The 13,013-nt window shown below is 64.4% G+C and carries 11 protein-coding genes; 9 read left to right on the top strand and 2 right to left on the bottom strand.

Annotated elements, in window-relative coordinates:
* Window positions 1–9 precede the first annotated feature (9 nt).
* The 3 genes from J9889_RS22120 to J9889_RS22110 all read left to right on the top strand — a co-directional run bounded on the left by J9889_RS22120 (window position 10) and on the right by J9889_RS22110 (window position 3,622).
* Window positions 10–1,653: an electron transfer flavoprotein-ubiquinone oxidoreductase gene (locus J9889_RS22120; RefSeq protein WP_029314405.1), complete on the top strand. Its 1,644-nt coding sequence runs from the start codon at window positions 10–12 to the stop codon at window positions 1,651–1,653.
* 415 nt (window positions 1,654–2,068) lie between these two features.
* Complete coding sequence (corA, locus tag J9889_RS22115; RefSeq protein ID WP_005301617.1) at window positions 2,069–3,016, top strand: magnesium/cobalt transporter CorA; 948 nt, start codon at window positions 2,069–2,071, stop codon at window positions 3,014–3,016.
* Window positions 3,017–3,160: 144 nt separating this feature from the next.
* The gene (locus tag J9889_RS22110) at window positions 3,161–3,622 is read left to right on the top strand and encodes a DUF2919 domain-containing protein (RefSeq protein ID WP_010674448.1); all 462 of its coding nucleotides are present in this window, start codon (window positions 3,161–3,163) and stop codon (window positions 3,620–3,622) included.
* 9 nt (window positions 3,623–3,631) lie between these two features.
* Here J9889_RS22110 and J9889_RS22105 read toward each other — a convergent pair whose 3' ends face one another.
* A complete protein-coding gene (locus J9889_RS22105; protein WP_029314403.1) occupies window positions 3,632–4,381 on the bottom strand; it encodes a hypothetical protein in 750 nt (249 codons plus the stop codon).
* 216 nt (window positions 4,382–4,597) lie between these two features.
* Here J9889_RS22105 and J9889_RS22100 point away from each other — a divergent pair, with 216 nt between their 5' ends.
* The 5 genes from J9889_RS22100 to J9889_RS22080 all read left to right on the top strand — a co-directional run bounded on the left by J9889_RS22100 (window position 4,598) and on the right by J9889_RS22080 (window position 10,886).
* The gene (locus J9889_RS22100; protein WP_010674446.1) at window positions 4,598–5,833 is read left to right on the top strand and encodes an MFS transporter; all 1,236 of its coding nucleotides are present in this window, start codon (window positions 4,598–4,600) and stop codon (window positions 5,831–5,833) included.
* A gap of 60 nt (window positions 5,834–5,893) precedes the next feature.
* Window positions 5,894–7,867 carry a siderophore amonabactin TonB-dependent receptor gene (locus J9889_RS22095; RefSeq protein WP_210558212.1) on the top strand — a complete coding sequence of 658 codons (1,974 nt, stop codon included), beginning with the start codon at window positions 5,894–5,896 and terminating at the stop codon, window positions 7,865–7,867.
* A 78-nt stretch (window positions 7,868–7,945) separates the two neighbouring features.
* Complete coding sequence (locus tag J9889_RS22090; protein ID WP_010674444.1) at window positions 7,946–8,962, top strand: amonabactin ABC transporter permease subunit 2; 1,017 nt, start codon at window positions 7,946–7,948, stop codon at window positions 8,960–8,962.
* Between the two features lie 12 nt (window positions 8,963–8,974).
* Window positions 8,975–10,024 carry an amonabactin ABC transporter permease subunit 1 gene (locus J9889_RS22085; RefSeq protein ID WP_010674443.1) on the top strand — a complete coding sequence of 350 codons (1,050 nt, stop codon included), beginning with the start codon at window positions 8,975–8,977 and terminating at the stop codon, window positions 10,022–10,024.
* Between the two features lie 43 nt (window positions 10,025–10,067).
* A complete protein-coding gene (locus J9889_RS22080; RefSeq protein ID WP_010674442.1) occupies window positions 10,068–10,886 on the top strand; it encodes an amonabactin ABC transporter ATP-binding protein in 819 nt (272 codons plus the stop codon).
* Between the two features lie 90 nt (window positions 10,887–10,976).
* Here J9889_RS22080 and J9889_RS22075 read toward each other — a convergent pair whose 3' ends face one another.
* On the bottom strand, window positions 10,977–11,708 hold the full coding sequence (locus J9889_RS22075) for a 4'-phosphopantetheinyl transferase superfamily protein (RefSeq protein ID WP_029314400.1): 732 nt from the start codon (window positions 11,706–11,708) through the stop codon (window positions 10,977–10,979).
* 185 nt (window positions 11,709–11,893) lie between these two features.
* On the opposite strand from J9889_RS22075, the gene J9889_RS22070 reads away from it, so the two are divergent.
* Entirely contained in the window at window positions 11,894–12,832 is a 939-nt protein-coding gene (locus J9889_RS22070) for an iron-siderophore ABC transporter substrate-binding protein (RefSeq protein WP_010674440.1), read from the top strand.
* Window positions 12,833–13,013: the final 181 nt, after the last annotated feature.

The following is a 13,013-nucleotide window of genomic DNA, read 5'->3' as shown; positions in this document are numbered from 1 at the left end:
AGAGGCAAGATGGAACGCGAAGCAATGGAATTTGATGTCGTCATCGTCGGTGGCGGCCCGGCAGGCCTGAGCGCCGCCATCGCATTGAAGCAGCAGGCCCCGGCCCTCTCGGTCTGCCTGCTGGAGAAGGGGGCCGAGATCGGTGCCCACGTCATCTCCGGCGCCCTGCTCGATCCCGTCGCCCTCAGGGAGCTGCTGCCAGAGAGCTGGCAGGAGGCCCCCCTCGGCGTGCCGGTGACGGATGATCAGGTCCATCTGCTGCAAAGCGACAGCCGCTCCCTGCAGCTTCCCCACTGGGCGGTGCCACCCCGCATGCACAACGACGGCAGCCACATCATCAGCCTCGGCACTCTCTGCCGCTGGCTCGGCAAGCAGGCCGAGGCCCTCGGTGTCGAGATCTACCCGGGCTTTGCGGCGAGCACCCTCATCGTGGAGGAGGGCCGGGTACGCGGGGTGGTGACCGGCGATCTTGGTCTCGACAAGGAGGGCAACCCCAAGCCGGATCACGTGCCCGGCATGGCCCTGTATGGCCGCTATACCCTGTTTGCCGAAGGGGCGCGCGGCCACCTCGGCAAACAGCTGATCGCCCGATTCCATCTGGAAAATAGCGCCCAGCCGCAGCATTACGCCATCGGCTTCAAGGAGGTGTGGCAGGTGCCTGCGGGACAATCCCATCCTGGGCGGGTGCTCCATGGCAGCGGCTGGCCCCTTGGTGAGGGAAAGGGCAACAAGAGTCAGGGGGGCTTTTATCTCTATCATCTGGCCCAGGATCAGGTGGCAGTTGGCCTTATCGTCGATCTCAACTACCAGAATCCCTGGCTCAGCCCCTTTGACGAATTCCAGCGTCTCAAGCACCACCCCCTCATCGCGGCAACGTTGCAGGGGGGCGAGCGCATCAGCTACGGCGCACGGGCCATCACCAAGGGGGGCTGGCACTCATTGCCGCGCATGCACTTTCCCGGCGGCCTGCTCATCGGTTGTGACGCGGGCACCCTCGACTTCTCCCGCATCAAGGGGATCCACACCGCCATGAAGTCCGGCATGGTGGCGGCCGCGACGGTCGCCATGGCACTGCGAGGACGGGATGAAGGGGGACGGGATCTGGCCGAGTTTCAGGACGCGCTGCTGCAAAGCTGGCTGACCCGGGAACTGAAGAGGGCCCGCAACGTTGGGGCCGCCCTGCACCGCTTCGGCCCCTGGCTCGGCGGCGCCTTCAACTGGCTGGAGCAGCGACTCTTTGCCTTGACCTCTCCTTTTACTCTGCTGGACAAGGAACCGGATTACCGCCAGCTGCGCCTGGCCAGCCGTTGCCAGCCCATCGACTACCCCAAACCCGACGGCAAGCTCAGCTTCGACAAGCTCTCGTCTGTCTATCTGGCCAGCACCAGCCACGACGAGGATCAACCCTGTCACCTGACCCTTCAGGACGCGCGCATTCCGGTTGAGGTCAACCTGCCCACCTGGGCCGAACCCGCCCAGCGCTACTGCCCGGCGGGGGTGTTCGAGATCCTCGATGGGGATACCCGGCCAAGGCTGCAGATCAACGCCGCCAACTGCATTCACTGCAAAACCTGCGACATCAAGGATCCCAGCCAGAATATCGTCTGGACGCCGCCCCAGGGCGGCTCGGGCCCCAACTACCCCAATCTGTAACAGGCTTGCCCACGCACACCAGAGCAGATAACAAGGAGACGCAGCCCCGGAACACCGCCCGGAGACCGTTTTCTGCGCTTGGCCGGGCGCTGTCGCAGGGCGACCAGCAACCCGTCATTCCCGCCGGTGAGCCCGGGCCCTCCTCCACTCCAGGGCGAACAAAGGAGGTGACGTCGGGATCGCCCGTTTCGAGGTCGGCGTGGCTGATCCGACCTCGCCGCTTTTTTGAGCGAACAGGCTGAACCCCTGATGAATAGGCCCTGACAAGCGGGTCCCGCCCCTGTATAGTTCGCCGCATTCAGGTTGTCCATCGGCCTCGTTATGCTATTTCATGGGATCGCTTTCCGTGCGATCTAAGGCCGCATGAACCTGTGCAACCATCCCTGATTACCCATGACTTCTTAAGGGGGGACAGATGATCACCGCCTACATTCTCAACAACAAGGTGCTGGACATAGTCACGCTCGGGCCGGATGACATCGTTCCCGACAACACCGTCTGGCTGGATGCCTACAAGCCGGACACAGCGGAGCGAGAATGGTTGACGGGCCTGTTCCTGGAGGAGGTGCCGGACAAGGAGGAGCTCGATGACATCGAGGCATCCGCCCGCTTCTACTGGGACACCGACGGTCTGCACATCCACTCCCTGTTTCCCCAGCGCATCGGCCGCGACACCAAGGGTGTGCACGTCTCTTTTACCCTGCGCAACAACCTGCTGATCAGCATTCGCGAGGATGACATCGGCCTGGTGCGTCTGCTGCGCCACTACATGCGCCAGGACAGGCTGGAGGTCGAAGACGCCCTCGACATCCTGCTGGAGGTGCAGAACCTCAAGGTGGAGTACCTCTCAGACCTGATCGAGGATGGCTACAAGACCCTGGAGAACACCGCCGATCAGATCTTCGAGCCGGACCAGATCAACCCCATGCTCAAGGAGCTGATGGCCCAGGAAGAGGCCAACGGCCAGATCCGTCTCTCCCTGCACGATACCCGCCGCGCCCTGCGCTTCCTCAAACGCAGTTTGCGCCAGCGCATGACGGGGGAGCAGAACAAGTGGATCGACGAGATGCTGCACGACGTGGAATCCCTGCTGCCCCATACCCAGTTCCTGTTCGACAAGATCAACTTCCAGTTGGAGGCCTCCATGGGGGTGACCAATCTGGAGCAGAACAAGGTGATCAAGATCTTCTCGGTAGCCGCGGTGATCTTCCTGCCGCCGACCCTTATCGCCAGCATCTACGGCATGAACTTTGGCCGCATGCCGGAGCTCGCCTGGGAATACGGCTACCCCCTCTCCCTGGTGCTGATGGTGATGTCATCGCTGGGCACCGGTCTCTTCTTCAAGCGAAAAGGCTGGCTGTGACGCCGGAACCCGGCAACTAAAGACTGTGGATTGGGGGGGCTGGCCCCCCGATTAATTCCCGGCCGTTGCCGGCCTTGCAATGGCCTGCCCTGTGCCCCATATCCCCTTCATCACTCGCACTGCATGAATGGATACCGGGCCACCATGACCCTCTACCCCGAACACCGTTACGACGATCACGGCCAGTTGCGCCCCCCGCTCTGGTTCTGGCCCATCGCCCTCTTGCTGACCCGCTCGGTCTGGCTGTTTCTGATGGCGGGGGTCACCCGGGAGAGTGGCAGCGCCATCCTGACCCTCTTCTACCCGGACAAGCTCACCCTCTATGTCAGCCTGCTGACGGACGTGCCCGCCATGCTGGTGCTGCTCGCCTGCGGCGGCACCCATCGCCAGACCCACAGTGCCAGAGCCTGGCTCAGACGCCACAGCCGCGCTCTGCTGCTTTGCTCCACCGCGAGCGGCCTGGTGATGCAACTGCACAGCCTCAATCTGCAGCAGTGGTCGTTCAACTGGCCCACCGCCCTGGTGCTCATCGCCAGCCTCTGGGCGCTCTGGTATCTGCTGAGAAGCCGCCAGTTGCGGGATTACGCTCTGGATCAGCCCCACTGACAGGCTGGTTCACTGGCGCGTGACCCGGATCTGCAAAGTCTGGCGTTCGCTGCCGCTGGCCCCGCCCATGCCTGATGGATTGGCGATCGCGGCCTCCCGGCTGCCTTGGGTTGTGGAAAGCTCCCCCACCGTCAGCCACTGGCCCGGGGCGCCGCTCACCTCGGTGGCACTCTGGCCGGTGTGTATGTTGCCCCGCTCCACTCTTGCCTGTTCACTGCTGAGGGCCACCTGCACCCTGTCCCCTATCAGGGTCGCGGTGGCGTAGAGACCGTTCATCAGCGGCATCATGCCCACCACCCTTCCCCCCTGCCACTGGTAAAAGGTGACCGGCTGATAGGACCCCATCTTCAACAACACGGGCCGCCCGGAGAGGCCACGCACCTGCCAGTTGTCACTCTGGCTGCGTTCATAGTGCCGGGCATCCCCCTCCAGCAACCACTGCCGTTTGGCATCCAGGCCCAGCCCCACTCCGGCCTGCTGACTGCTGGAAGCGCCATCCACCCGCCACTCGATGAGCAGGCTTTGGGGCGGCTGGTTCACTTGCGCCAGGGTACGCTCGGCCTCCTGCAACTGGGCGGGGGTTCCGCTCAGTACCAGCTGGTTGCCCATGGCGCTCACCCCGAGATCCGGGTAGATCTCCTTGAGCGTCTGCACCGCGGCATCCGCCTCGAATACCGGTATGACCTTCACTTCGGCCCTCAGGGGCAATGCCAGCAACAGGCAGCACCCCAGCCCCCAATACCCTGATCCAGCGCGCATCTTCTCCTCCCGGCGTTCACAGCCACCCTCTCGCTTCCTGCCATCATGGTCCATGGCGCCCCGATTGCAACGGGCCTGGTATGCAACCCCACACAGAGGCACCAGATAAGGACTCATTAAGACACCCGATTAACACAAATAAAAATGGTTATCATTTGTTGTCACAACAAAAACCCTCGGATACAATTCGGACTCATTTTTTCGAGTCAGCCTCTGATGAAGCCAGAATCCGTCGCATCCACCCCTGCCGCCATCCACCTTGCGCTGCTCATCAACATGCTCTCCATGGGCTGCATGATGATGGTGATGCCCCTTGGCCCGGAACTGGTAACCCGCCTGGGGATGCTGCCGGAGCAGACAGGTTACTTCAGCGGCGGCGCCACCCTGGGCGCCGCTCTGCTGGGCCTCCTGGCCGCCCCCTGGCTCGATCGGGTCAACCGCAAACCCGCTCTGCTGGTACTGCTGGTCCTGCGCTTCCTGCTCTTGATGGCTTGCGCCCTGGCCGAGGATAGCCAGACACTGCTGCTGCTTTTCATCCTGTCCGGCTGCGTGGCCGGCCCCCTGGGGGCCATCCTGATGGCGGCGGTGCTGGATCTGGTACCGCCCGCCGAGCGGGGCCGCCGTCTCGCCTACGTGGGTATGGCGTTTTCCCTGGCCGCCATTCTGATCGTGCCCGCGGCCCTCGTGCTGGCCCAGTGGTCTGGCTGGCAGAGCCCCTTCCTCTTGTTTGGTGCAGGCGGCCTGCTGCTGGCCCTGCTTTGTGCCATCTGGCTGCCGTCCCTGCCGGTCAACCGGGCCCCGGCAGGCCAGGGGATGCGCCAGTTGCTGGGGTCACCACTCTGCCAGGGAGCCCTCTTCATCCTCTGCCTGCAGATGTTCGGCCACTTCCTGCTCATTCCGCACTTTGCCAACTACTTCCAGTTCAACCTGGGTTTCCCGCGCGAGCAGATCGCCAGCCTCTATCTGTGCGGCGGCCTTGCCAGCATGGCCACCATGCGCCTGTGCGGCGGCTGGATCGATCAGGGTCGCGCCCAGGGCGCCATCCTGCTCACCAGCCTGGCCCTGGCCCTGATCACCCTGGTGGGCTTTGCCTTGCCGGCAGGCCTGCCTCTATATCTGCTGTTCACCCTCTTCATGGCCCTGAGCTCCGCCCGTGCCAGCACCACCCTCGCAGTCACGGCGGCCATTCCGGCCCCCCATCAGCGCGCCGCCTTCATGTCTTTCCAGGGCTCGGTCACCAATGTGGCCGCGGGCCTCGGCAGCCTGTTCTCCGCCAGATATCTGGTCTCCGACGAGGGGGGCGCTCTGCAAGGTTTCTCCACCCTGGCCTGGATCAACATTGCGTGCACCCTGGTGGCCTGCGCCGGAGTCTGGTTCCTCATCCGGAGCCTGAAGCGCACAAGAGATAACAATAATCCTGCCTCTGGCACCGCCAGACAAGGAAGTCAGTGAGCACCGGATCAGAAGAATCCGGACCCCATAACCTCAGTTATATCCATGGAGTTTTTGACAATGCAGTTGCAGCACGGCCTCTTTAAACTGAACCCCATTCTGCTCTCCCTTGGTCTGCTGGCCGTACCGGGCCTGGCCCAGGGCGAGTCCGTCAAGGCCAACGAGACGGTGGTGGTCACCGCCACCCAGACCAAGCACACCGAGCTGACCGCCCCGGCCAGCGTCTCCGTGGTCACCCGCGCCGATCTGGACAAGATGAACGTCAACAACATCGGCGATGCCCTCAAGCACGTGCCCGGTGTCAACATCATCGGCACCAACCCCACGGGTCGCAACGAGATCAAGATCCGCGGCATGGGCGGTGACTACACCCTGCTGCTGGTCAACGGCAAGCGGGTCAACGCCCGCGAGACCCTGGGCAGCTCCTTTGGCAACGACTTCGACTTAAGCTCCATCCCCATGGCCGCCATCGAGCGCATCGAGGTGATCCGCGGTCCCGTCTCCTCCCTGTACGGGGCCGATGCCCTCGGCGGCGTGGTCAACGTGATCCTGCGCCAGGCCAAGGAGAACACCGAAGCGGCCGTCGGCTACACCCACACCATGCCCACCAAGGGGGATGGCGGGGATGCCAACCAGGGTAGCGCCTTCGTCTCCGGCGCCCTGATCGACAACAAGCTGCTGGGCAGCGTGGTGGTGGAAGGCTATCAGCGGGATCGCTGGAAGAGCGAGCAGTCCAACAACCCGGATGCCGACGCCCTGGAGAAACGGGAAGTGGTCAACGTGCTCTCCAGCCTGAAGTGGCTGGTGGCCGACAACCAGGACATCGACTTCGATCTGGGTTACAACCAGAACGACATGGACAGCTACTTCAACAACGTGCCCCGTGCCCCGACCGCACCGGCTACCCCCCACAACGTGCAGAAACTCGATCGCCTGAGCCTGGGGCTGACCCACAACGGCCGTTGGGAACACTTCGACAGCCGCGCTCGTTACTACTTCGAGCAGACCGATCTGATGGATGACTCCCAGCTCAACGGTGGCGCCGCCGACATCACCCAGACCAACAACACGGTGGATGGCCAGTTGAGCGGCTACCTCGGGGATCACCTGCTGACCTCGGGTGCAGAGTTCCGCAAGACCGAGCTGGAGCACAGCCGCAGCATCCAGAACGGCAGCGTGGATGCGAGCCAGAGCGCTCTCTACCTGCAAGACGAGTTCGGCTTTGGGGATCTGGCCCTGACGCTCTCCGGCCGTCTGGATCACCACGAGACCTATGGCAACGAGTTCAGCCCCCGTGCCTACGCCCTCTACTCCCTGAGTGACGAGTGGGTGATCAAGGGCGGCGCCGGCAAGGCGTTCAAGGCCCCGACCCTGGCCCAGTCCAGCGAAGGGTTCGCCACCACCGCCTGCCGCGGCGCCTGCAAGGTGATAGGCAACCCGGATCTGAAGCCGGAAACCTCCGTCAGCTACGAGCTTGGCACCGCCTACAACGCCGATCGCTTCGGCGCAGGGGTGACCGGCTTCCACAACGAGATCGAGGATCTGATCCAGAGCGATCAGTGGGGCCCGGGCTACCGTCCGACCGTCATGACCTACCTCAACGTCAAGAAGGCCCGCATCAAGGGGCTGGAGCTGACCGGCTGGTTCGACGTGCTGGACAACGTGCAGCTGACCGGCAACCTGACCCTGCTGGACTCCGAAGACAAGAGCACGGGTGACGATCTGGCCAAGACCCCGGATCACACCGGCAACATCGGCCTGGACTGGAAGGCGAGCGACGTGGTCAGCGCCAACCTGGCCTGGCAGTATGTCGGCAGCCAGGTGATCAAGGTGCCGGCCCGCAACGCCCAGGCATTCACCTCCAAGCACTACCAGACCCTGGACGTGAACACCAAGTGGACCGTCACGCCGGCCCTGGACTTCAAGCTCGGCATCACCAACCTCACCAACACCCAGCGTGACGAGGTGGCGACCGACGCCGACTTCATCCTGGAAGGTCGCACCGTCTACGCAGGGGTCGATTACAAGCTGTAATCCATCCTGTATGCGGGAGCCCCGGTCGCGGGGCTCCCTTTTTGCGTTTCTGCCTCCCCGAATTCAAGGAGTCATTGAGTGCTCAGATACCAAGCTCGGCTGTTCTGGCTCGGCGTGCTGCTCCTCTTCCTGCTGATTTGTCTGTCACTGGCCACCGGGGCCGGTGTCTATGGTGGCCGCGAGGTCGCCGGTTTCCTGATGGGCGATCCCGCCTTCGTGGCCGATGAAAAGCTCGCCATGATAGTCCATACCCTGCGCCTGCCCCGTACCCTGGCAGCCCTGGTGGTGGGGGCGTCACTCTCCCTGGCGGCTTCCATGCTGCAAAGTGCCACCCGCAACCCTCTGGCCGAACCCGGCCTGCTCGGGGTCAATGCCGGCGCCGTCTTTGCTCTGGTGATCGGCCTCACCTGGTTTGGCGTCGAATCCGCCTACGGGTATCTGCTCTGGTCCGGCATGGGGGCCCTGCTCGGCAACCTCATCGTGCTGGGCCTCGGCCTCATGGTGGGGCGCTCCAACCCCCTCAAGCTCATCCTGGTAGGGGTCGCCCTCTCCGCCACCTTCGGCGGTCTTTCCAACTTCCTGCTGCTCTCCAACCGGGTGGTGCTGGAGCAGTTCCGCTTCTGGAACTTAGGGTCCCTTGCCGCCTCCAGTCTGGAAGCGGTACTCACCGTGGTCCCCTTCGCCCTGGCCGCCCTGCTGCTGACCCTGGCGCTCTGTCGCCCTCTCACCCTGATGCAGATGGGGGATCACCAGTCCAGGGCCCTCGGCATCCGCCCCACCCGGGTGCGGATCGGCGTGCTCTTGGCCGCAACGCTCTTCACCGCCTGCGCCATCGCCATCGCCGGTCCCATCGGCTTTGTCGGCTTCCTCGCCGCCTACTGCGCCCGCCTGGTGGAGCCGGTTCGCCTCGCCATCCAGGTGCGCTTCTCTGCCCTGTTCGGGGTGCTCTTTCTGCTCGGTGCCGATGTGCTGGCCCGCTGGCTTATCCAGCCCTACGAGCTGCCCAACGGCGTCATTCTGGCGCTCATCGGGGCGCCCGTGCTCATCCTGGTGGTGCGCAGCGGCGGCTTCCGCTCCCTGCTGGCCGTCAAATAAGGTGCCACGCCCATGAAGAACTCTCTCTCACTCCCGAGCGGCACCCTCTGCCTTCGCCTTGGCAGCCGCACCCTGTTGCTGCACCGCCGCGCCTGGCTCATCACCCTGGGGCTCCTGGTCGCCCTCACCCTGCTCTCCCTGCTGGCCCTCACCCTGGGTTCCGGCAAGATCACCATGATGGGGGTGATCCAGACCCTGCTCGGGGAGGGAAGCCGACTCGATCAGGTGACCGTCTTCAAAATCCGCCTGCCGCGCCTGTTGGCGGTGCTGGTGGCCGGCGCCGCCATGGGACTCTCGGGCTGCCTGGTGCAGACCCTGGTGCGAAACCGCCTCGCCACCCCGGACATGATCGGGGTCAACGAGGGGGCATCCCTGGCCATCATCATCTTCTCCCTCTATCTGACGCTGGGCACCTGGCCCTGGTGGGCCGCCCCCTTCGGCGCCCTGTTTGCCGCCGCCGTGCTCTATGCCCTGTGCAACAAGCCGGGGGAGCAGGGCTACCTGTTCGTGGTGATCGGCATCGGGGTCTCGGAGCTGATGAACGCCCTCGGCCAGTTCGTCATGTCCACCCAGTCCCTGGTGCACCTCACCAGCCTCTATCTGTGGAACATGGGCAACTTCGTCGGTCAGGGCTATGGCACCCTGCTACCGGTGAGCCTGCTGCTCCTGCTCATCTGTCCCTGGACCGTCTGTCTCTCCCGCTCCCTCGGCGTGCTGCGCCTGGGACCGGTGACGGCCAGCACCCTCGGGGTCAACGTGAACCGGGTCCAGCTCGGGGTGCTGGCCCAGGCCATCATCGTCGCAGCCCTTGGCACCGCCATCGGCGGCCCCGTGGTCTTCATTGCCATGGCGGCCCCCATCCTTGCCTCCTGGCTCAGCCGGGATCGCATCGTGCCGCTCTGGATTGCCGCCCTGTGCGGCGCCCTGATGCTGCTCGCCAGTGACACCCTGGTGCGGGTGCTGGCCAGCCCCCACGAAGTGGCTACCGGCATCATGACCCGCATTCTCGGCGGCCTGCTGCTGCTCTTCATCCTGCTCAAAGATCGCCAGAAGGCCGACTGACCATGGCATTCATCCATTTTCAATACAGACCGAGGGCCGCCCGATGACGCTCACCGTGAACCGACTCCAGTTCGGCTACCCGCAAAAGACCATCTTCAAGGAGATATCCTTCTCCCTCCCCCGGGGCAAACTGGTGGGGATCGTCGGCCCCAACGGCGGCGGCAAATCCACGCTGCTCAAGCTCCTTGCGGGACAGGAGCAGCCCCGGTCCGGGGAGATCCTGCTCAAGGAGAAGCCACTCGGTGCCTATGGCGCCAAAGCCCTGGCTCGGGAACTCGCCTATCTGCCCCAACGTCCCCTGGTCCCCCCCGGTATCCTGGTGGAGCAGCTGGTGCAATATGGCCGCCATCCCCATCAGGGCTGGTTCAATCAGTGGAGCGAGGAAGATGCCCGCATGGTGGACTGGGCCCGGGAGCGGATGCAGCTCGATGCCATCTGGCACCAGAGCGCCAGTTCGCTGTCCGGCGGTCAGGCCCAGCGGGTGTGGCTCGCCATGGTGCTGGCACAGGATGCGGACATCATCTTGCTGGACGAGCCCACCAGCGCGCTGGACATCGGCCACCAGACCGAGGTGATGGAGGCCATCCATCGGGTCGCCGCCGAGGGCAAGACGGTGCTTATCGTCATCCACGATCTCGCCACCGCCGCCCGCTACTGCGACGAGCTGATTGCCCTGGGGGATGGCGCCATCCAGGCCATGGGCCCAGCCCGGGAGGTGGTGACCAAGCCCCTCATCGATCGCCTCTACCAGACCGATGTGGACATACTGCACGCCCCCGGCGACGGGGCCCCTGTCATCGTGCCCCGCCGACGCGCTGACGAAGTGCCTCGCCTGCGCGCCGACCATGGCGTGTCGGCCTGACCCTGACCCTGTGCCAGAGAAAGAACCCGCCTGATGGCGGTTTCTTTCTCTGGGCTTTGCGTTGGCGTTATCCGGGCGCTGGCATCGTGCTCACAGCAGCAAGACGGTGAGCACGCCCCCCGGCAGGGCTTGCCAGTGCAGGGTGCAGCGCCAGCCAGCTGGCAGGGTCGGTGTCAGCGGGCATTTGAGCTCCAGGGTGAGAGTCTGCGCCGTCATGGCGAGCCAGCGGGCATCGAGAAAGTCAAAGTAGCGCCCCACCCGGGAATAGAGCCCCTTGAAGAGGCTTTCCTTGGCGGAAAACACCAGGGTCAGTCCCTCTGCCAGGCTCAGCTGGGCGTCGTGAACCCCCGCCTCCAGCCGCCCCCACTCCTCCCCATCCATGATGCCGGGCCAGAGCTGCGCCCCTTGGTCGCCATCGAGCCAGGCCTCCAGATCCAGCCCGATTCCCTCCTGGCCCGGACGCACCGCACACAGGGCCACCCCCTCTCCCGCCAGCCGGCTGTGGCTGATGCTCCCCTCCACCCCTTCAGGCCAGAGTGGCTCCCGGGCAGCGCCGATGGCCACGCTGCATCCTGCAAGACCGAAGGGTCGCAGGGCCTCACGGGCTGCGAGACGCCCTGCCAGAAACTCCCCGAGGCGCCTGGGGGCAGCCCCCTGCAATGAAGCAGGCAGGATGATGCCCTGCGCCCCAAAGCACTCCGGCGAGAAGGCGGCGGGATCAAAACAGACCCGATGAAGAGGCAGCGTCTCAAGACCCGGCAGGCACAAGGTATCGAATTGACGGACAAAGGGTCCATCGAGTGAGGGACAACGAGGCAACATGAAAGGCTCCTGACAGGGGCCTGCGATGGTACCAAAGCAAGCCGAGGTCATGCCACAAACACAAATGACAACGCTTCTCACTTGCTTTGTGGTAGCATGTCCCCGCCCATTCGGGGCTGGCCGGGCGGCTCTCAGGCACTTTTCACAGACTCCGGCCCACCGATTTCACCCATAAGGATGTCACCATGAAGATCTTCTCCCCGCTGGCCACCTTGCTCATGCTGGCCAGCCTGACGGGCTTCCAGGCCCAGGCGGGCAGCCGCCAGGTCATCGATGCCAACGGCCAGTCCCAGAGCGTCCCCGATGCGCCCCGGCGGGTCGTCGTGTTGAGCGAACTCGATCTCGACAGCGCCCTGACTCTGGGGGTGCAGCCGGTAGGCACCGTCAATGGACGCGGCCAGTCCACCCTGCCCCGCTATCTGCTGGACAAGGCGGGCAAGGAGATCGCCGTGGTCGGGGATCTGGACAACCCCAATCTGGAGACCCTCATCGATCTGGAGCCGGACCTCATCCTCACCGGCCAGACCAAGCCCGAGCTCCTGGCCCTGCTCAAGGAGATCGCCCCTACCGTCGTCACCGGCAACTGGGGCGAGCCCTGGAAAACCGTGTTCGGTCGCAGCGCCGACGCGATGAACCGGGGGGCCGAGGCCAAGGCGTTCCTCACCCGGTATGAGGCCCGCCTGGCAGAGGCCCGCAGCAAGCTCGCCAAGCATCAGGGGGAGCAGATGAGCATAGTGCGCTGGAACCCCAAGGGGCCGAGCTACATGCACGGCGGCACCTTTGCCAGCAGCGTGGTCACCGAGATGGGGCTCACCCGACCGTCCCACCAGATTGGCGACAAGAGCCCCCACTCCCCGGCCCTGAGCCTCGAATCCCTCAACCTGCTGGACGGTGACTGGCTGGTGATCGGCACCCTCAGCACCAGCGGGGATGCGGTGGATGCCATGAAGCAGGCCGAGCAGACCCCGGCCTTCCAGCAGCTCGGCGCCATCAAGGGCAAGCGCTTCGGCGCCGTGGACGGGTCTCTCTGGACCTCCACCGGCGGCCCCCAGGCGGCCCTCAAGGTGATCGACGACGTCGAGCGCCTGCTCACCAAACCGGATGCCGCCCCCATCGCTCACTAAGCCCCCTCGGTTTACAGCCAACAAGAAGCCCGCATGATGCGGGCTTCTTTTTATCCATCGCTCTTACCATCCGGCAAGACAGCTTACTCATGCAAAGGCAACGCCTTTCTGTCGAGCTTGCCACTGCCGGTCTTGGGCAGGGCATCCAGCAAGAGGATCCGTGCCAGCACCCTGTTATTGA

The sequence above is a fragment of the Aeromonas sp. PrichA-15 genome, assembly GCF_017939245.1.
Classification (GTDB): Bacteria; Pseudomonadota; Gammaproteobacteria; order Enterobacterales; family Aeromonadaceae; genus Aeromonas; species Aeromonas caviae.
Note: the sequence above shows the minus strand (reverse complement) of the source record. Positions and strands in the feature narration are given on the sequence as shown.

Bases quoted from the DNA above. Each gene is read 5' to 3' on its own strand.
- J9889_RS22120 (WP_029314405.1), top strand. From the start codon at position 10: ATGGAACGCGAAGCAATGGAATTTGATGTCGTCATCGTCGGTGGCGGC.
- J9889_RS22100 (WP_010674446.1), top strand. From the start codon at position 4,598: ATGAAGCCAGAATCCGTCGCATCCACCCCTGCCGCCATCCACCTTGCG.
- J9889_RS22085 (WP_010674443.1), top strand. From the start codon at position 8,975: ATGAAGAACTCTCTCTCACTCCCGAGCGGCACCCTCTGCCTTCGCCTT.
- J9889_RS22075 (WP_029314400.1), bottom strand. From the start codon at position 11,708: ATGTTGCCTCGTTGTCCCTCACTCGATGGACCCTTTGTCCGTCAATTC.
- corA (WP_005301617.1), top strand. From the start codon at position 2,069: ATGATCACCGCCTACATTCTCAACAACAAGGTGCTGGACATAGTCACG.
- J9889_RS22080 (WP_010674442.1), top strand. From the start codon at position 10,068: ATGACGCTCACCGTGAACCGACTCCAGTTCGGCTACCCGCAAAAGACC.
- J9889_RS22095 (WP_210558212.1), top strand. From the start codon at position 5,894: ATGCAGTTGCAGCACGGCCTCTTTAAACTGAACCCCATTCTGCTCTCC.
- J9889_RS22105 (WP_029314403.1), bottom strand. From the start codon at position 4,381: ATGCGCGCTGGATCAGGGTATTGGGGGCTGGGGTGCTGCCTGTTGCTG.
- J9889_RS22110 (WP_010674448.1), top strand. From the start codon at position 3,161: ATGACCCTCTACCCCGAACACCGTTACGACGATCACGGCCAGTTGCGC.
- J9889_RS22070 (WP_010674440.1), top strand. From the start codon at position 11,894: ATGAAGATCTTCTCCCCGCTGGCCACCTTGCTCATGCTGGCCAGCCTG.